Source organism: Bradyrhizobium sp. SSBR45G, from assembly GCF_030159255.1.
GTDB lineage: Bacteria > Pseudomonadota > Alphaproteobacteria > Rhizobiales > Xanthobacteraceae > Bradyrhizobium.
In genome coordinates, this window is sequence record NZ_BSCT01000042.1 from 32,849 (window position 1) to 50,198 (window position 17,350).

A 17,350-nucleotide genomic window follows, 5' to 3' on the forward strand; every position below is an offset into this window, starting at 1 on the left:
AAGCTCGGGCGCTCGGCGCGTCGCGACAACGCGCAGCTATGCAAAGACCTCGTGGAACTCGGCGGGGGGAAACTCGACCGGCGTCTGCCATCGGCTGGGGGCCCGTCGATCGAGGCCGGGCCGCCGAACGGACCGCGTGATCGCGTCGACACTATCACATGTTACTTTTTCGGCGATCGAAGCGTCGGTTGTCCCCTAGTGAGGGTTCGCGCAAACGAATGTTTCTCATTCCAAAGACTAATTAGTTCGTGGGCCGCCGTGAGCACGGATAGCAAACAATTAATGTGCGCTTGGTATCGTGCATACGGCCCATGCAATGAGAATCAGAAAATGCGACACCTGACTGTCTATCAGCGTCTGGCGGCGATCATCGCCGTGATGTCGATTGCACTGTTCGCCGTCTCCGCCATGCAGATCCTGATGCTGCGGGGAACCGTTCTCGAGGAACGACAGGCCATGGTGCGCAATCTGGTGGATTCCGCCACGAAGGTCCTCAGCTACTATGACGCTGCGGCGACGTCCGGCAAGCTCGCGCCGGAACAGGCGCGGCAGCAGGCCTTCGCCGCGATCGGCGCGATGCGCTGGGGGCAGTATTCGGACTATCTCGGCGTCTATGGAACGGGTACGTCGGATGCCGGCGTGACCTATGTCCACGCCAACCCCAAATACATCAACGTCAATCGCTGGGACTTCAAGGATTCGACCGGCAAGCTGCTGATCCAGGACATCGTGCGCGCGGCGCGCGCCGGCGGTGGCTTCGTCGAATATCGGGTGCCGCGCGCCGGGGGAACCACCGAGCTGCCGAAGATGTCGTATGTCGGCGCCTATGGCAGCGGCGACAAGATGCTGGCGATCCAGGCCGGCGTCTATGTCGACGACATCGACGCGGTCGTCTATCAGCGCGCGTTGTGGGCCGGCCTCGGCGGGCTGGCGGGCCTGATCGTCGCCGGCATGGTGGCGTTCTGGCTTGGTCGCGGCATCGTCGCGCCGCTCGATCGAACCTGCGCGGTCATGGACGAGCTGACCCGGGGCAATCTCGGATTCGAGGTGCCGTACACCGGCCGCAGGAACGAGATCGGCCGCATGGCGCGCAGCCTGCAGATCTTCAAGGATCATCTCGCTGAGAGCGAGCGCATGAGGGCCGAGCAGGAGCAGTCGAAGCAGCGCGCGGCCGAGGAGCGGCGCGCGGTGCTGGCGCGCATCGCCGACGAGTTCGAGCGCTCGATCGGTGGCGTGATCCAGACCACGACGAAAGCCGCCGGCGAGTTGCAGTCATCGGCGCAGTCGATGTCCGGCATCGTCTCCGGTACGTCCGATCAGACGGCGAAGGTCGCGTCCGCCGCCGAGCAGACCTCGAAGAACGTGCAGACGGTGTCGAGTTCGGCCGAGCAGCTGTCGTCGTCGATCCAGGAGATCGCCAAGCAGGTCACGCAGTCCTCGTCGATTGCCCAGAATGCGGTCGAGCAGGCGAGCAAGACCGAGGCCATGGTCGAGAAGCTGGTGCATGCCACGCAGAAGATCGGCGAGGTCATGGCGCTGATCCAGACCATTGCCGGCCAGACCAACCTGCTGGCGTTGAACGCGACGATCGAATCGGCGCGTGCGGGCGAGGCCGGCAAGGGCTTCGCCGTGGTCGCCAACGAGGTCAAGGCGCTGTCGGCGCAGACCGCCAAGGCCACCGAGGAAATCACCAGCCAGATCGAGGCGATCCGCGATGCCACCGGCTCGACGGTGACCGCGATCCGCGACATCGGCGCGACGATCGGGCAGATGAACGAGATCACCGAGGCGATCGCCTCCGCGGTCGAGGAGCAGGGCGCTGCCACCCAGGAGATTGCGCGCAGTGTCCAGCAGGCGGCGCAGGGCACCAAGGGCGTGATGCAGCACATCGCCGGCGTCCGCGAGGCGTCAGGCCAGGTCGGCGCCGCCGCGGCCCAGGTGCTGAGCGCGGCGGCCGAGCTCGGCCATCAGTCGAAGGAGCTGAAGAACCAGACCGGCCACTTCCTCGGCAACGTCCGGGCGGCGTGAGGTGTGCGGCGGATGGGCGTGGCTCAGCCGCCGATCTGAGTGAGCCGATCGAGCAGCGTGGCCTGCGCCGGATTGATGCGGCGCCTCGCCTCGGCGAGATCGAACCACGCGGCGCGGTCCACTTCTGGAATGCGTTGGATGCGGCCGCTGCGCGGCGGCCATTCGAGCTCGAACGTGTTGCTGGTGATCGCCTCGGCATCAAGATCGATCTCGGCGGCAAAGGCCTCGACAACCTTCCCACCGCGCTGCCGGATCGCGCCGAGCGGGATCAAAGCGGCGCTCAACTTGGTGCCGAGCTCCTCGGCGAATTCGCGCCGCGCCACCGCCTCGGCGTCCTCGCCCGCGCCGAACTCGCCCTTCGGGATCGACCAGGCGCCGAGATCCTTGTTGCGCCAGAACGGTCCGCCAGGATGCACCAGCAACACCTCGAGGGAGCCAGCCGTTCGGCGAAAGGCGAGCACGCCCGCGCTGCGCGCCGGCATGACCTCACGCCTCGCCGGTGCGCTGGATGAGATCGCGCTCCCAGCCGAACACCGAGCGTCCGTCGAGCTCGGGCGAGGCCGCGCGCTCGGTGGCGATGAAGGCGTCGAGCGACGGACCGGTCGCGCTGCGCTCCAGCCGGCGCGCCTGGTCGTCGAGCCGCTTCAGCGCCGACATCGCCTCGTCGCGGCCGAGCCTGGCCTGTCCGACCGCCGATTTGAGCACGCGGATGGTCTCGTCATAGACCTTGATCGGCACCGGATAGGGATGCCGATCCTTGCCGCCATGCGCCAGCGAGAACCGCGCCGGATCCGTGAACCGATACGGCGCGCCGTGCACGACTTCGGCGACCATGGCGAGCGAGCGCACGGTGCGGGCGCCGACACCGGGCGTCAGCAGCAGCTCGGGGAAATCCACCGGGCCGCGCTCGGCCGCCGCTGCGAGCGTGCCGTGCAGCCTGCGGGCGAACACGTCCTTCGGCCTGACGTCATGATGATCCGGCATGATCAGATGCGGGAGCAGGCCCTGCGCCGGCTCCGGCGCGCTCAGCCGCTCGAACTCGGTGACGACGCGGTCGGGGCCGAGCTCGGTCAGCAGCTCGAGCTGGGCGTTGCGCGACGGCGCGGCGCGCCTGTCGGTGAGGTTGACGATCTCGCCCTGGGCGGGACCGTCGATCGCGCTGTGTGGAGCATCGACGAAGTTCGCCAGATCGCGCGAATGCCAGTGATAGCGCCGCGCCTGGCGCGCCTCGCCATTCATGCCCTGCTGCACGACGGTCCACTTGCCATCGGCGGTGACGAAGAAGCCGTGCAGATAGAGATCGAAGCCGTCCTGCACGGCGGCGCTGTCGACCTTGGCGACGAGCTTGCTGGTCCGCACCAGATCCTCGCCGTCGAGGCCGAGCCGATCGCTGAGCAGCCGCAGCTCGTCCGGTGTCTTGCGCGAATGCTCGCCGCGGCCGCCGCAGACGAAGATGCCGAGCTCGCCGGACAGCGGCTTCAGCCCGCGCTTCAGGGCGCCGATCACGCTGGTGGTAATGCCCGAGGAATGCCAGTCCATGCCCATGACGGCGCCGAACGACTGGAACCAGAACGGATGCGACAGCCGGCTCAGGAATTCGTCGCGGCCGTAATGGTGCACGATCGCCTGGGTGATGATGGCGCCAAGCGAGGCCATGCGCGTGCCGAGCCACGCCGGGACGCGCCCGGAATGGAGCGGAAGATCAGCGCTGCCGGTGCGTCGGGCCATGCGATCCTTGCAAAGCGAATGCGTCGCGCCAATCTAACAGATGGCGCGCCAAAGTGCGATGCATCCGGGCGTGGCCCTTGGTCCTTGACGCTATCCGGTTTGTGCGAGATGGCCGATCCAGTTCCCGAACAGCACGCGCGCCGCGCTTTCGGCGGCGAGGTCGGGACGAAGCGTCAGCCCGGGAAGCTCGGCCGCGATCGTCGGGTCCCGCTTTTCCCTGGCGCGCCTCTCGAACGCGTCGAGGACCGCCTCGGTCTCGGTGCTGAAATAGGAGGCCGGCAGGCGAGGATAGTCGTCGCGCTGGCCGGCGAGAAACCGTGCGATATCGCGCATGTATTCGCGCTGCAGGGACAGTGCGTCATATTCCGGGTGGCCCTGGAAGAACACGAACCGGCTCGGCATCGAACGTGCGAAGATGTCGACGCCGACCTGGTCGGACCGGGTCAGAATGTCGTAGCCGCGCGCCGCCAGCAGCGGCTCGTTGACGGCGTTGAGGCGGGAGTGCGGCACCTGTAGCGGCGCGTGGATGCCGTGCGTGAGCCAGTCGTCCTGAACCTTAACGCAGTCGAAGATGCCGGAGCATTTGCCGGCGAGCCGCTGCCGCTCGATGTCGTCGAGATGCAGCACCGCGGCGTGCGCCGCGAGACACGACCAGATCGTCGTGCGGGTGTTCGTCCTGGCCCAGTCGATGACCGAGGTCAGGTCCGACCAATAGGGCTCGTCGCGCAGCGTCGCTGCCATGGGCTCGGCCCCGGTCACGATCAGCCCGTCGAGGCCGAGGCCGTCGAGACGGTCGATGTCGGTGTAGCTCTGGGCGACATGGCTCCTGGCCGTCTGCGAGCGCGCGATCGACGGCAGCGAGAAGCAGTGCAGGCGGATGCGGACGTGCCGCGGCGCGGATTGCTGCAGGAGGCGCGCGATCTGCAGGTCAGTCGCCTTCAGCGCGCTGTCGGGCATGTTGTTGACGAGACCGATCGCGAGCTCGATCGATCGCCGCGCGCGTCCGTCATGGTCCACGGGCGCGAGGGCAGGGCTGGTGATCCTGCGATGTCGGTCGAACAGCAGGGTCATCGGCTGACGGCTCTACTCGGCTGCATCCAGCTGGTGCGGACGAGGACAGGCTTGCGCGAGCGCCTGGTCGAGGTCCTCGATGATGTCGCTGACATGCTCGATGCCGATCGAGAGGCGGATCGTCTCGGGCAGCACGCCAGCCTTGCGCTGGTCGTCCGGCGGCATCTGCCGGTGCGTGGTCGAGGCCGGGTGGCAGGCCAGCGACTTGGCATCGCCGATGTTGACCAGCCGCGTGATCAGCTTGAGGGCGTCATAGAACGCCTTGCCGGCCTCCATGCCGCCCTTGATCCCGAAGGTGAACAGCGACGAGGCGCGGCCGTCGAGATATTTCTGCACCAGCGTGTAATAGGGGCTGTCGGGAAATCCGGTGTAGTTGACCCAGGCCACGCGCGGATCATTGCGGAGAAATTCGGCGACCTTGCGCGCGTTCTCGACATGGCGCTCCATGCGCAGCGCCACCGTCTCGATGCCCTGCAGCAGCAGGAAGGCATTGAATGGCGACAGCACCGCGCCCATCGTCCGCTGATAGACGCTGCGGGCACGCTGGATGTAGGCGCTGCGACCGAAATGATCGGCGTAGACCATGCCGTGATAGGACGCGTCGGGCTGGCTGAACGCAGGAAATCGGTCGGCATGATCCTTCCAGGGGAAGTTGCCGCTGTCGACCAGCATGCCGCCCAGCGTGGTACCGTGACCGCCGAGGAATTTCGTCAGCGAATGCACCGCGATGTCGGCGCCGTAGTCGAACGGCCGCAGCAGGATCGGCGTCGCCACCGTGTTGTCGACGATCAGCGGCACGCCGTTGCGATGCGCGACCTTCGCCAGTGCCTCGATGTCGCAGACGTTGCCGGCGGGATTGCCGATCGTCTCGGCGAAAACGGCCTTGGTGTTGTCGTCGATGAGGCGCTCGATCGCGTCCGCCTGGTCGCTGTCGGCAAAGCGGCCCGTGATGCCTTGCCGCGGCAGGATGTGGCCGAGCAGCGTGTGCGTCGTGCCATAGAGCTGCGGCACCGAGACGATGTTGCCGCCGCCGTCGGCGAGATTGACGAAGGCGAAGTGCAGCGCCGCCTGCCCGGTGCCGACCGCAAGCGCGCCGACGCCGCCTTCGAGCTCGGCGACACGCTTCTCGAGCACGGCCGTGGTGGGATTGGAGATGCGGCTGTAGCGGTAGCCCTCGACTTCGAGATTGAAGAGCGCTGCGCCGTGATCGGCGCTGTCGAACGCGTAGGCTGCCGTCTGGTAGATCGGAACCGCAACGGCCTTGGTGGTCGCCTCCGGCTCATAGCCGGCGTGGATTGCAATCGTCTCGTTGCGCATCGGCGATCTCCACGCCCGCTTCAAGTGACGAAGCGAGCTGCACGTATTCCGCGAGTACCGATGTTGTAGGAGGGCAGGCGTAAAGCGGGCAATAATTCGCGACAAGAACGACGAAATAACCCTAACGATATGTGGTCGATGAACTTCGAATTAACGCGATGCGGGGCTCTGCAGGAGAGACCGGAGTTGATGTCCGATCAGTTCAAGCGCCGGTTTGGCCTGCGGCAGCAAGGCGCCCAGCGCATGGAAGTTATGAACCATGCCGCCGTGGCAGACATGCGCCACGGTGACGCCCGCTGTCGCGAGCCGCGCCGCATAGGCATTGCCTTCGTCGCGCATGGGATCGAACTCCGCGGTGTGGATGACGGCGGGTGGCAGCCCCGCGAGGTTCGGATTGCACAACGGCGAAATGGCCGGATCGTCGAGCGGAACGTCAGCGGACAGATAGTCGGCGAGATCCGCCTCCCACGTGACCTTGTCGAGCAGATAGCCGGTTCCGAACTGCTCGCGCGAAGGCCGGGCTGCGGAGAAGTCGAGCACGGGACAGATCAGGCATTGCGCGGCGATCGCGGGGGCACCGGCCGCTGCCGCGTGCTGGCAGAGGAATGCGGCGAGCGTCGCACCGGCGGAGTCGCCGCCGACCACGACCCGGTCGCTGTCGATGCCGAGCAGAGCCCCGTGACGGACGACGAACTCAACCGCGGCAAGCGCATCGTCCGCGGCTGCAGGGAACTTGTGTTCCGGCGCGAGACGGTAGTCGAACGAGATCAGCCGGCATCCGGAGGCCACAGCGAGTGCCGCGGCGACCTTGTCATGGGTGTCGATGCCGCCCGCCACCAGCCCGCCGCCGTGGAAATACACGAAGCCGGGGAGATGGGCGTCGGCGGCTCGGTGGACGATATTGTCGCCTGGATCAGGCGTATACATCCGGTAATGCAAGGCCCCGGCCGGCCCATCGCATCGGCCGTCACGGGTCGTGACCGGGCCGACATCGTTGCGCGCGAGCTGCATCAGCTTCGCGAGCGACTGACGTCGCTGTTCGGGGCTCGGACGTTCCCGCCCTCCCGGTGCAGCCGCGGCCACCATCGAAAGCAGGCGCTGGGCGCGGGGGTCGAGCGGCATCAGGGTTCCAGGTTAACCAAGGTGTCGGCTATTGTGTCAGCCAAGCGTGAATCGATGATGAGCAGGCGCGCGGCAAGGGGATCCTTAAAATCTCCACGCCAGAAGTGCAGACACCGATCTCTGCCGAACGGAGCTTCGCCATGACCCCTATCGTCAAGCCTGTCAGCTACTCGCAGACCTGGACGTTCTTCGACGGGCAATGGCGTGAGGGCAACGCGCCGATCATGGGCGTTCGGACCCATGCGACCTGGCTGGCGTCCACCGTGTTCGACGGCGCTCGCGCCTTCGAAGGCGTCACGCCGGATCTCGATCGCCACTGCGCGCGGGTCAATCAGTCCGCGCTCAATTTCCGGCTCAAGCCGGTGGTCGACGTCGAGAGCTGGATGGGGCTGGCACGGGAAGGCATCGCGCGTTTCGGCGCGAAGGCGGAACTCTACATCCGTCCGATGTATTGGGCGCAGCACGGGGCTGGCGGCGGCGTGCTGTTCGATCCCGAGACCACGAACTGGTGCCTGTGCATCTACGAGGCGCCGATGCCGCAGCCGACGGGCAATGCCATCACCTTGTCGCCGTTCCGGCGGCCGACGGCTGAATGTGCCCCGGTCGACGCCAAGGCCGCCTGCCTCTATCCCAACAATTCGCGCGCGCTGATCGAAGCGGCCTCGCGCGGCTTCAACAATTGCCTGATGCTCGATCTGCTCGGCAACGTCGCCGAGTTCGGCAACTCCAACGTGTTCATGGTCAAGGATGGCGTCGTGTTTACGCCGGTGCCGAACGGCACGTTCCTCAACGGCATCACCCGGCAGCGCGTGATCGAGCTGCTGCGCGGGGACGGCGTCAGCGTGGTTGAGGCCACGCTGCGTTACGACGACTTCCTGACCGCCGACGAGATCTTTTCGTCGGGCAATTTCGCCAAGCTCGCCCCGGTCATTCGCATCGACGATCGCGTGCTGCCGATCGGCCCGGTGTTCAGCCGGGCGCGCCGGCTGTATTGGGACTATGCGCATGCAGCGAGGGCCGCCGCGTAGCTCAGGCTCCATAGAGCGGAAGCTCGGTGTCGCTGAGATCGCCGAGCCGCGCCTGCTGAGGCCCCTTGATGTATTTCCGGCCGCGGCGGTCGGTGTAGATGCCGATGAGGCCGGCCACAGGCCCGTTGGCGTCGATCATGATCGACAGATATCCGCGCCGCAGCAGGAAGCGGCCGATCGCGCCGGCGCAAGCGACGTAGTCGGACATGTCGCGGCAGTAGATCAGCTGCATGACCGGCAGCGCGAAACGTCCCTGGCGGATGCGGACCTGCTGCAGCACCAGGGGAATGTCGCCCTGTGTCGACCTGACGACGAGGCTCAGGCAGCCATGGCGCGCGTGGCGGATCAGCAGCTCGGCTTCGTGAGGCGGGACGCCAGCCACGGACTGCATGTCTGCCGCAACCTGCTCGACCCGCGCGCCCAGGCCCGCGAGCGAGATCGCCGGCACGGAAAACAACAGGCCGCTGCAATAGGCGCGGAAGCCCTGCGCCTCGATGATCGGCCAGGTCTGGCGAGCGGCGCTGATGTTGACGTAGGTCGCCTCGGGCCGCCGTTGTGCGATCCGGGTCAGCATCGTCGCATAGTTGCGAAAGGCCGGCTCGACATACCAGCTCGACAGGTTGCACCAGATCTGCGGTCGCGCGGCGGTGCCGCGGTCGCGATAGATCGTCAGCAGCACGCCGACCGGGCTGCCATCATTCTCGAGCAGGTAGCCGTAGCGAGGGTAGCCGTCAGGCACCGCCCGCGTCGCCTGGCGCTGCAGGCCGCCGGACCAGTAGTCGCGGGATCGCCGGGGAAAGCCGCGGGCGAGCAGATCGGCCACCGCGTCCAGATCGTGGCCTTCGATCTCGCGGCACCGGATCAGCGGCTTGAGCGCTGTCATGAGATGTCCTGCGCAATTCCCGCCCGGCTGCTGTTACGTCAGCCGACGACGTCGGGCTGGCGCTCCATCCGCAGCGCCTCGCGGACGCCCGATGGCCAGCGCGCGACGTCGATGCCGTGGGTGTGGAACAGCGCCACGGCAAGGCGGTCCATGCCGAAGGCGACGCAGCCGGTGTGGGCGGGCGCGCCTTCGGCGTCAGCAATGTCCCAGGTCGTGCCGAAATGCTCGCGATGATAGTTGAAACTCATGCAGGCCGTCGGCTGCTCCTCCGAGCGCAACGGCACCAGCAGCTCGAACTTCAGCGACTGCTGCTTCTGGCTCACCGCCTTCATCTGGCCGACGCGGCCGAAAAACGGATCGCTGGCATGATCGACGCGGAACGCCAGGCCGAGGTCGCGCGCGATCGCCTGCGCCTTCGTCATCCAGCGATCGCGGAACGCCGAGACGTCGTCCGGTGTGCCGATGCAGACATATTCGCGCATCCGGAACGACTGCAGCCGGTCGAGATGGCGCGACGGCTCGCGACGAAAGCAGTCGGCGGCGACGTCGAAGCGCAGGCCGCCGACCGGCAGCGCGCCGCGGCTCGCCGCGATCGGATAGACCGGATAACAGGCCGCGGGCGACAGCACGAGATCGGCCGGCGACAGCGACGTCGTCCAGTCTCCGCCTCTGTCGAAGCGGGCGACGGCGTCGTGGATGTCGCGCTCGGTGCCATGCAGGCCGCAGACGCAGCCGAGCAGATTGGGAAAGCTCTTGAGGTAGCCGGACTTCTCCAGCTGCGCCCGGCTCATGACCGGCGGAAAGCGCATCACCTCGGTGCCCCTCTCGCGATGACGGGTGATCAGCGCGGTGAGCTGCTCCACCACGCCTTCATAGAGCGCGGTGCGCGCATAGACGCCGTCCGCGCCCATGCGGTGGAACAACGCATCGGTGAGATGATCGAGGGCGTCGACCGGCTGGGGGGCAATCTCGGGCGACTGCGGAAGAACGGGAATCGTCATTGTTCAAATCCTAATGGGAACTGGCGGCAATCGGCACGATCATTCGAACAGCGAGGCGGGCACCGCGCTCATCAGGTTCGCGGTCGCGATATTCGACAGAATGCGGTCGTTGTTGATCATGATCGGCGCCGACAGCACGTCGCGGAGGTGACGGCCGATCGAAAACTCGCCGTCGTTGCGATAGCCGGACAGGCCGCAGGCGCGCATCGCATGCATGACGGTCTCGACCGCGAGCTCCGAGGCCTGCACCTTGAGAAGCGTGATCGAGGATTGGAAATCGAGCGACGAGAGCGCCCGCTCGTCATATTCGTGCGCGACGAAGGCATCCATGTTGGTGACGATCATCGCGCGCAGCCGCGCCAGCGCCATCTTCGCCGCGGTGTAGTGCGCCGCGGCCGGCGGCATCTGTCCGCCAGCGCCGCGTGCTGCCTTGCGCAGGAAGCGCTGCGCGCGCTGCACGGCAGCGGCGGCGATGCCGGCCCAAGCCGACGACCAGCTGAGATGCGCGAACGGCGTCATCGTCTGGCCGTGGATGCGGTCGTAGGATTCGGTGAACATCCGGTCGGACGGACAGTTCACCTCGAGCGCGAAGCCGGTCGAACAGGTGCCGCGCATGCCCAGCGTCTCCCAGCCCTGCGTGCGCGAGATCGTGTAGTCGTCCCTGGTCAGCGCCAGGAGAACCTGGTCGGACGCGGCGGCGCCGTCGGCGCGCCGCGCAATCGTGACGAGGCCGTCGGCTTCGGCGCCGTAGGAAATCACGGTGGCATCGCGAAGCAGCGTGATGCGGTCGCCGTCATGGCCGACCGCAGCCGCGCTGGCGCGGATATTGCCGCCATTCTGCCCCTCCGTGGTGGAGGACGCCATCAGCAGCTGCTCGGCTGCGATCCGGCGCATCAGGGATTCCATGTAGGGATTGCCGCGGCCATGACGGACCAGGCAGGCGACCTTGGTCTGGTGCATGGCGAAGATCATGGCGCTGGACGCACAGGCGCGGCCGAGCGCGTAGCAGACGTCGGCGACGTCGTGGACCGAGGCACCGAAGCCGCCGAACTCGACCGGAATCTGCATGCCGAGCAGCTTGTGCTCGCGTGCCGCATCGATCGCAGCCTTGGGGAAGCGGCCTTCGCGGTCGACCTCGTCGGCCTCGGCTGCGGCCTGGGCGGCAACGGCGTTGCTCCGCTTCACAAACAAGGAGCTGCGATCGAGCAAAAGGTTCTCACCGTCGTCGGAGGTCAGGTTGCGAAGCGCGGTTCCCTGAAGCGTCATGACCGATCTGTGCTCCGGATGTTGCCTTGTTGAGAGATCGGCACGTGAACGTCGTCGCGTGCATCGATGCCCTGCACCACAACGCAGGGTATGGATTTGATTCAAATGCGTCGACGAAATTCAGGGTAAACGCCGTGGAATCCCGGGGCAGGGGTTAATTCCGAGTTGTTCTGATCAGGAGGATTCTCTGCACCGCGTTAGCGTTAAAGTGAATTCACCAATCGAAAGGAGGCGCCGCGTAACCCTTTCGGCAACTGCGTGCGTTAGGTCTCCTTGCGCGTTCTGCCGATGCGTCGGCGGATGATCCTGACGTCGCAAGGAAGAGAGGTGGGCATGTCGAGTTTCGAAGCCGATATCAGCAAGCGGATCGTCACGCTGGTGCGTGACATTCTCGCGCAGAATTCGATTTCCGCCGATGTGACGACGGACGTGAAGCTCGTCGACATCGGCCTGACGTCGATGGACATGGTCAATCTGATGCTGGGGATCGAGGCGGAGTTCGACTTCACCATTCCGCAGGAGCTGATCACGCCGGAGAACTTCCAGTCCGTCGCGACGCTCGAGCGCCTCGTGAGCGGTCAGTTGGCGGCGGCCAAGGCGGCTTAGGCCGTCACAGGCCTCGTTGGGCCCAGGCACCGCTGTTTTCAATCCGCCGCAAAACTGGCATTCTCGTCCCCGTTGGAGATGGGGACGTCATGACGAAGGCTGTGCTTGGCATTATCGGCGGTTCGGGCATCTATGACCTGCCGGGATTGGAAGAGGCCCGCGAAGAGGTGATCGCGAGCCCCTGGGGCGAGCCGTCGGCGCCGTTGCGCCGTGGAACCATTGCCGGGCTGCCGATCGTGTTCCTGCCGCGCCATGACAGGGGCCATCGGCTGTCGCCGTCGGACATCAACTACCGCGCCAATATCGACGTCCTCAAGCGCGCGGGCGTGACCGACCTGGTGTCGCTGTCGGCCTGTGGCTCGTTCAAGGAAGAGCTGCCGCCCGGCACCTTCGTGCTGGTCGATCAGTTCGTCGATCGCACCTACAGGCGCGAGAGCTCGTTCTTCGGCAAGGGCTGCGTTGCCCATGTCTCGATGGCGCATCCGGTGTCGCCGCGGCTGCGCATTCATCTCGCTGCTGCGGCCGAGGCCGAGGGCATCGCAGTCGCCCGTGGCGGCACCTATCTCTGCATGGAGGGGCCGCAGTTCTCGACCTATGCCGAGAGCATGACCTACAAGACATCGGGCTATTCCGTGATCGGCATGACCAACATGCCCGAGGCCAAGCTCGCCCGCGAAGCCGAGATCTGCTACGCGACGGTCGCGATGGTGACCGACTTCGACTGCTGGCATCCGGATCATGACGCCGTGACGGTGCAGGACATCATCCGGGTGCTCACCACCAATGCCGACAAGGCGAAGGCGCTGGTGGCGCGGCTCGCCCGCGAATTTCCGCGGGAGCATGAGCCGTGCCCGATCGGCTCCGACCGCGCGCTCGACACCGCCTTGATCACGGCGCCCGAGGCGCGCGATCCCGAGCTTCTGAAGAAGCTCGATGCGGTTGCCAGCCGCATTCTGCGTCATTGAGCCTGGAGGCGGAGGATGAAGGTTGACGGCAAGCATTACCGCAGCATCTGGCTCGATGCCGACGGCTGGTCGGTCGCGGCGATCGACCAGCGGCGGCTGCCGCATGAGCTCGTGGTGGCAAAGATCACCACCTGCGAGGAGGCCGCGGATGCGATCCGCAGCATGCTGGTCCGCGGCGCGCCCCTGATCGGCGCCACCGCCGCCTTCGGCATGGCGCTGGCGATGCGCGACGACCGCTCCGATCCGGGCATCGACCGCGCCTACGAGATGCTGATCGCGACGCGGCCGACCGCGATCAACCTGAAATGGGCGCTCGATACGATGAGCACGATGCTGCGTCGGCTGGCGCCGTCGGAGCGGCGGGATGCCGCCTATGCACGCGCTGTCGACATCGCAGGCGAGGACGTCACCATCAACCAGGGCATCGCCGCGCACGGGCTCGCGTTGATCGAGGCCGCCGCGGCCCGCAAGAAGCCCGGCGAAACGGTGAACGTGCTGACCCATTGCAACGCCGGCTGGCTGGCCACCGTCGACTGGGGCACCGCGACGGCGCCGATCTATCTCGCGCACAACAGCGGGATTCCGGTCCATGTCTGGGTCGACGAGACGCGGCCGCGCAACCAGGGCGCCTCGCTCACCGCCTGGGAACTCGGGCACCACGGCGTCGCGCATACGGTGATCCCGGACAACACCGGTGGCCACCTGATGCAGCACGGCATGGTCGATCTCGCCATCGTCGGCACCGACCGCGTCGCCGCCAATGGCGACGTCTGCAACAAGATCGGCACCTATCTGAAGGCGCTGGCGGCGCACGACAATGGCGTGCCGTTCTATGTCGCGCTGCCGTCGCCGACGATCGATTTTGCCGTTGCCGAAGGACGGCAGATTCCGATCGAGCAGCGCAGCGCCCAGGAGGTCACGGAGATGACCGGCCGCACCGCTGATGGCCGCATCGAGACCGTGCGCATCGTGCCGCCGGGGTCAGCGGTCGCGAACTACGGATTCGACGTGACGCCGGCACGGCTGGTGACGGGGCTGATCACCGAGCGTGGCGTGCTGCAGGCTGACGGCGCGGCGCTGGCGGCGGCGTTTCCGGAGCGGACGAAGCCAATCACCGATTAGCAGTGTTTCTGTCATTGCGAGCGAAGCGAGGCAATCCAGGGCCATGCAACAAGCCTGGATTGCTTCGGCGCAGGAGCGCCGCGCAGTGACGATTAGCGCAGGGTGAGTCCTGTCGCTGCTTCGAGCTCGGTCAGCGCCTGCTGCGCGCTGACCACCTTGATCGTGGTCATGCCCATCTCGCGCGCCGGCTTCAGGTTGACGCCGAGATCGTCGAGATAGACGCAGTCGGCTGGGCTGACGCCGAGGGCCTCGGTCATCATCTGATAGATCCGCGGATCGGGCTTGCGTAGGCCGATCTTGGCGGACTCGATGACGTGGTCGAACAGCGCCATTACCTCCGCGACGTAGAACGAGCGTCCACCCTGGCTGCCGATCGCGTTGGCCGGCAGATTGTTGGTGATGCAGCCGGTCTTGCACTCCGACTTGATACGACGCAGCGCCTCGACCATGTCGGGGCGGAGGTCGCCCGCGAGCAGTGGCAGCACCTCGCGGCCGTTGACGGCGGCGCCACCGAGCGCCAGCGACTCCTCGGCGAACAGGCGATCGAACGTGTCGAGATCAATCTCGGCGCGCTCGAATTTCGCCCAGGCGTTTTCGAGATGGTTGGCGGCGTTGGTGTTGCGGATGATGTCGACGGGAAGGCCGCGCTCTTTTTCGAACCGCGCGAAGGCCTCGAACGGCGATGTCGTCATCACGCCACCGAAATCAAAGATCACCGCCTCGACCATGTCAGTCTCATCCTTCGCTCGATCCCCTGAGTGATCGCTAACACGAGACGCCGCACTTGGCGATATCGCCGGCAGCCGCTATTGCTGCCGCGATGAAGCTGCTTCCTGCGACCATCACTGCCGCCTTGCTGCTCTCGTCGCCGGCCGTTGCCATCGTCGGCAACGCGCCTGCGCTGAATGACGGTATCGGACGCTCCGTCGTCACCATCGTCGGCTCGCGCGGCAATTTCTGCAGCGGTGCGCTGATCGCCCCGAAACTGGTGTTGACCGCCGGTCATTGCGTGCAGCCGGGTGTCGATTACCGCATCGTGGAATACGATCGCGATCGCAAGCCTGTTCTCAAGACGGTCCGGCGCGTGGCCGTGCATCCGAGCTTCAGCGCGCAATCCATTCAGGCCCACCGCGCCACCGCCGATGTCGCATTGCTGGAGCTGGAGGCGGCGCCGAAAGAGCGCGTCCCGGCTGCGCTCGGCGTGCCGCAGCCGCCATTGGCGGCGGGCAATGCGTTCACGGTCGCAGGCATCGGCGTCGCACTGCCGGGCGACGGCAAGAGCGGGGGCGTGGTGCGCGCCGCATCACTGGTCGCGACCGGCAAGCCCGGCACGCTGCAGATCCGCCTCGTCGATCCGGCGACGCAAGGCGCCAAGCCCGGGCTCGGCGGCTGCACCGGTGATTCCGGCGGGCCTGCCTTCGAGACGCAGGCGCAAGCGCAGGTGCTGATCGGCGTCATCTCGTGGTCGACCGGACCTGATCTGGCGGATGGCTGCGGCGGCATGACCGGCGTCACGCCGCTCACGCTGTATCGCGACTGGATCGTGCAGACCGCGCGGCAATGGGGCATGCCGCTCGGCGGAAATTGAGATCGTTCAAGGCAGGGTGGCTGCCGCGCGTCGCGGGTTGACCATCGTCGGGATCAGGTTCAGCCTGTCCGGCGAGCAAACAACATCAAGATCAAAGCCCAAGGACTCCCATGAACGTCATCGCGCCCATCCGGGAGGCCGCGTCCTCGCACGCGACCGAACATTTCGATGTGCTGATCGTCGGCGCCGGCATCTCCGGCATCGGCAGCGCCTATCAGCTGGCGAAGCAGATGCCCGACACGCGCTTCGTGATCCTGGAGAGCCAGGACAGCTTCGGCGGCACCTGGCGCACGCATCGCTATCCCGGCATCCGCTCCGACAGCGACCTTCATACGTTCGGCTACAGCTTCAAGCCGTGGGTCGGGCCGCCGATCGCGACCGCGGAGGAGATCCTCAACTACATGGGCGCCGTGATCGAGGAGAATGATCTCGGCCGCCACATCCGCTACGGCCATCGCATTCTCTCTGCGAGCTGGTCGAGCGCGACCAGTCTCTGGACCATTCATGCCGTGAAGGGCGAGCATCAAGAGCACGTCACCATCACGGCGAACTTCCTCTGGATGTGCCAGGGCTACTACCGCCATTCGAAGGGCTATACGCCGGAGTGGCCTGACATGGCGACGTTCAAGGGCCGCATCGTGCATCCGCAAGTCTGGCCCGAGGATCTCGATCTCACCGGCAAGCAGGTCGTCGTCATTGGCTCCGGTGCAACCGCGGCAACGATCCTGCCGTCGATCGCCGGCAAGTGCGCGCATGTCACGATGTTGCAGCGCTCGCCGACCTACTTCCGCATCGGTCGCAACGCCATCGAACTGGCCGAGGAGCTGCGCCGGCTGCAGGTCAAGGAAGAGTGGATCCACGAGATCGTCAGGCGCAAGATCCTGTTCGAGCAGGACTGGTTCACCAAACGGTGCCTGACGGAGCCTGACCAGGTCAAGACGGAGCTGATCGGGCAGATCAGCGCCATCATCGGCCCCGAAGAGACGGCCAGGCACTTCACGCCGAGCTACCGCCCGTGGCAGCAGCGCATCGCGTTCGTGCCCGATGCCGACCTGTTCGAAGGCATCAAGAGCGGCAAGGCCTCGGTGGTCACTGACGAGATCGAGCGCTTCACGGAAGGCGGCATCAGGCTGAAGTCGGGCGCCGAGCTCAAGGCCGACATCATCGTCACTGCCACCGGCTTCGATCTCTGCGTGCTCGGCGACATCGCGTTCTCGATCGATGGCAAGCCGCTCGATTTCGCCGACACCGTGACCTACCGTGGCATGATGTTCACGGGCGTGCCGAACCTCGCCTGGGTGTTCGGCTATTTCCGCGCCAGCTGGACCTTGCGCACGGATCTGGTCGCGGAGTTCGTCTGTCGGCTGCTTGCGCACATGAAGCAGAAGGGGGTCGACAAGGTCACGCCGGCGCTGCGCCCGCAGGATCACGACATGCCGCTGCTGCCGTGGATCGATCCGGAGAACTTCAATCCGGGCTACATGATGCGCAACATGCACCTGCTGCCCAAGCGCGGCGACAAGCCGGAATGGCAGCACAGCCAGGATTACTGGAGCGAGAAGGACCAGATCCCTGCGATTGACCTGGATGATCCGGCGTTCGTGTATGGGTGATTGCGCAGAGAC

General features: G+C 66.1%; 16 protein-coding genes. 7 read left to right on the forward strand and 9 right to left on the reverse strand.

What is annotated here, in order from left to right:
• Positions 1-330: 330 nt before the first annotated feature.
• The gene (locus QQL87_RS32050) at positions 331-2,028 is read left to right on the forward strand and encodes a methyl-accepting chemotaxis protein (protein ID WP_284423072.1); all 1,698 of its coding nucleotides are present in this window, start codon (positions 331-333) and stop codon (positions 2,026-2,028) included.
• A 23-nt stretch (positions 2,029-2,051) separates the two neighbouring features.
• Here QQL87_RS32050 and QQL87_RS32055 read toward each other — a convergent pair whose 3' ends face one another.
• The 5 genes from QQL87_RS32055 to QQL87_RS32075 all read right to left on the reverse strand — a co-directional run bounded on the left by QQL87_RS32055 (position 2,052) and on the right by QQL87_RS32075 (position 7,266).
• The gene (locus tag QQL87_RS32055) at positions 2,052-2,510 is read right to left on the reverse strand and encodes an NUDIX hydrolase (protein ID WP_284423073.1); all 459 of its coding nucleotides are present in this window, start codon (positions 2,508-2,510) and stop codon (positions 2,052-2,054) included.
• A gap of 4 nt (positions 2,511-2,514) precedes the next feature.
• Positions 2,515-3,756 carry a DUF763 domain-containing protein gene (locus QQL87_RS32060; RefSeq protein ID WP_284423074.1) on the reverse strand — a complete coding sequence of 414 codons (1,242 nt, stop codon included), beginning with the start codon at positions 3,754-3,756 and terminating at the stop codon, positions 2,515-2,517.
• A 90-nt stretch (positions 3,757-3,846) separates the two neighbouring features.
• The gene (gene metA / locus QQL87_RS32065) at positions 3,847-4,827 is read right to left on the reverse strand and encodes a homoserine O-succinyltransferase MetA (RefSeq protein WP_284423075.1); all 981 of its coding nucleotides are present in this window, start codon (positions 4,825-4,827) and stop codon (positions 3,847-3,849) included.
• A gap of 12 nt (positions 4,828-4,839) precedes the next feature.
• A complete protein-coding gene (locus tag QQL87_RS32070; RefSeq protein WP_284423076.1) occupies positions 4,840-6,144 on the reverse strand; it encodes an O-acetylhomoserine aminocarboxypropyltransferase/cysteine synthase family protein in 1,305 nt (434 codons plus the stop codon).
• A 150-nt stretch (positions 6,145-6,294) separates the two neighbouring features.
• Positions 6,295-7,266 carry an alpha/beta hydrolase gene (locus tag QQL87_RS32075; protein WP_284423077.1) on the reverse strand — a complete coding sequence of 324 codons (972 nt, stop codon included), beginning with the start codon at positions 7,264-7,266 and terminating at the stop codon, positions 6,295-6,297.
• A gap of 140 nt (positions 7,267-7,406) precedes the next feature.
• Between QQL87_RS32075 and QQL87_RS32080 the strand changes: the two genes are divergently transcribed.
• Entirely contained in the window at positions 7,407-8,294 is an 888-nt protein-coding gene (locus QQL87_RS32080; RefSeq protein ID WP_284423078.1) for a branched-chain amino acid aminotransferase, read from the forward strand.
• 1 nt (position 8,295) lies between these two features.
• Here QQL87_RS32080 and QQL87_RS32085 read toward each other — a convergent pair whose 3' ends face one another.
• Genes QQL87_RS32085 through QQL87_RS32095 form a run of 3 tightly spaced genes read right to left on the reverse strand, consistent with a single transcriptional unit; the run spans position 8,296 to position 11,444 of the window.
• Complete coding sequence (locus QQL87_RS32085; RefSeq protein ID WP_284423079.1) at positions 8,296-9,177, reverse strand: acyl-CoA acyltransferase; 882 nt, start codon at positions 9,175-9,177, stop codon at positions 8,296-8,298.
• A gap of 38 nt (positions 9,178-9,215) precedes the next feature.
• Positions 9,216-10,178 (reverse strand): amino acid--[acyl-carrier-protein] ligase, encoded by a 963-nt coding sequence (locus QQL87_RS32090; RefSeq protein WP_284423080.1) that lies wholly within the window; start codon positions 10,176-10,178, stop codon positions 9,216-9,218.
• A 39-nt stretch (positions 10,179-10,217) separates the two neighbouring features.
• Complete coding sequence (locus QQL87_RS32095; RefSeq protein WP_284423081.1) at positions 10,218-11,444, reverse strand: acyl-CoA dehydrogenase family protein; 1,227 nt, start codon at positions 11,442-11,444, stop codon at positions 10,218-10,220.
• Between the two features lie 333 nt (positions 11,445-11,777).
• Here QQL87_RS32095 and QQL87_RS32100 point away from each other — a divergent pair, with 333 nt between their 5' ends.
• The 3 genes from QQL87_RS32100 (at position 11,778) to mtnA (ending at position 14,137) form a co-directional block, all read left to right on the forward strand.
• The gene (locus QQL87_RS32100) at positions 11,778-12,050 is read left to right on the forward strand and encodes a phosphopantetheine-binding protein (protein WP_284423082.1); all 273 of its coding nucleotides are present in this window, start codon (positions 11,778-11,780) and stop codon (positions 12,048-12,050) included.
• An 89-nt stretch (positions 12,051-12,139) separates the two neighbouring features.
• A complete protein-coding gene (locus QQL87_RS32105) occupies positions 12,140-13,015 on the forward strand; it encodes an S-methyl-5'-thioadenosine phosphorylase (protein WP_284423083.1) in 876 nt (291 codons plus the stop codon).
• Positions 13,016-13,030: 15 nt separating this feature from the next.
• Complete coding sequence (mtnA, locus tag QQL87_RS32110; RefSeq protein ID WP_284423084.1) at positions 13,031-14,137, forward strand: S-methyl-5-thioribose-1-phosphate isomerase; 1,107 nt, start codon at positions 13,031-13,033, stop codon at positions 14,135-14,137.
• 92 nt (positions 14,138-14,229) lie between these two features.
• On the opposite strand, the gene QQL87_RS32115 is transcribed toward mtnA, so the two are convergent.
• Positions 14,230-14,865: an HAD-IA family hydrolase gene (locus tag QQL87_RS32115; RefSeq protein ID WP_284423085.1), complete on the reverse strand. Its 636-nt coding sequence runs from the start codon at positions 14,863-14,865 to the stop codon at positions 14,230-14,232.
• Between the two features lie 92 nt (positions 14,866-14,957).
• Between QQL87_RS32115 and QQL87_RS32120 the strand changes: the two genes are divergently transcribed.
• The gene (locus tag QQL87_RS32120; RefSeq protein WP_284423086.1) at positions 14,958-15,725 is read left to right on the forward strand and encodes a S1 family peptidase; all 768 of its coding nucleotides are present in this window, start codon (positions 14,958-14,960) and stop codon (positions 15,723-15,725) included.
• Positions 15,726-15,835: 110 nt separating this feature from the next.
• Complete coding sequence (locus QQL87_RS32125; protein ID WP_284423087.1) at positions 15,836-17,338, forward strand: flavin-containing monooxygenase; 1,503 nt, start codon at positions 15,836-15,838, stop codon at positions 17,336-17,338.
• Positions 17,339-17,350 lie beyond the last annotated feature (12 nt).

What these genes read in the sequence shown, in the direction of transcription:
- QQL87_RS32050 (WP_284423072.1), top strand. Translation starts at nt 331, where the DNA reads ATGCGACACCTGACTGTCTATCAGCGTCTGGCGGCGATCATCGCCGTG.
- QQL87_RS32055 (WP_284423073.1), bottom strand. Translation starts at nt 2,510, where the DNA reads ATGCCGGCGCGCAGCGCGGGCGTGCTCGCCTTTCGCCGAACGGCTGGC.
- QQL87_RS32060 (WP_284423074.1), bottom strand. Translation starts at nt 3,756, where the DNA reads ATGGCCCGACGCACCGGCAGCGCTGATCTTCCGCTCCATTCCGGGCGC.
- metA (WP_284423075.1), bottom strand. Translation starts at nt 4,827, where the DNA reads ATGACCCTGCTGTTCGACCGACATCGCAGGATCACCAGCCCTGCCCTC.
- QQL87_RS32070 (WP_284423076.1), bottom strand. Translation starts at nt 6,144, where the DNA reads ATGCGCAACGAGACGATTGCAATCCACGCCGGCTATGAGCCGGAGGCG.
- QQL87_RS32075 (WP_284423077.1), bottom strand. Translation starts at nt 7,266, where the DNA reads ATGCCGCTCGACCCCCGCGCCCAGCGCCTGCTTTCGATGGTGGCCGCG.
- QQL87_RS32080 (WP_284423078.1), top strand. Translation starts at nt 7,407, where the DNA reads ATGACCCCTATCGTCAAGCCTGTCAGCTACTCGCAGACCTGGACGTTC.
- QQL87_RS32085 (WP_284423079.1), bottom strand. Translation starts at nt 9,177, where the DNA reads ATGACAGCGCTCAAGCCGCTGATCCGGTGCCGCGAGATCGAAGGCCAC.
- QQL87_RS32090 (WP_284423080.1), bottom strand. Translation starts at nt 10,178, where the DNA reads ATGACGATTCCCGTTCTTCCGCAGTCGCCCGAGATTGCCCCCCAGCCG.
- QQL87_RS32095 (WP_284423081.1), bottom strand. Translation starts at nt 11,444, where the DNA reads ATGACGCTTCAGGGAACCGCGCTTCGCAACCTGACCTCCGACGACGGT.
- QQL87_RS32100 (WP_284423082.1), top strand. Translation starts at nt 11,778, where the DNA reads ATGTCGAGTTTCGAAGCCGATATCAGCAAGCGGATCGTCACGCTGGTG.
- QQL87_RS32105 (WP_284423083.1), top strand. Translation starts at nt 12,140, where the DNA reads ATGACGAAGGCTGTGCTTGGCATTATCGGCGGTTCGGGCATCTATGAC.
- mtnA (WP_284423084.1), top strand. Translation starts at nt 13,031, where the DNA reads ATGAAGGTTGACGGCAAGCATTACCGCAGCATCTGGCTCGATGCCGAC.
- QQL87_RS32115 (WP_284423085.1), bottom strand. Translation starts at nt 14,865, where the DNA reads ATGGTCGAGGCGGTGATCTTTGATTTCGGTGGCGTGATGACGACATCG.
- QQL87_RS32120 (WP_284423086.1), top strand. Translation starts at nt 14,958, where the DNA reads ATGAAGCTGCTTCCTGCGACCATCACTGCCGCCTTGCTGCTCTCGTCG.
- QQL87_RS32125 (WP_284423087.1), top strand. Translation starts at nt 15,836, where the DNA reads ATGAACGTCATCGCGCCCATCCGGGAGGCCGCGTCCTCGCACGCGACC.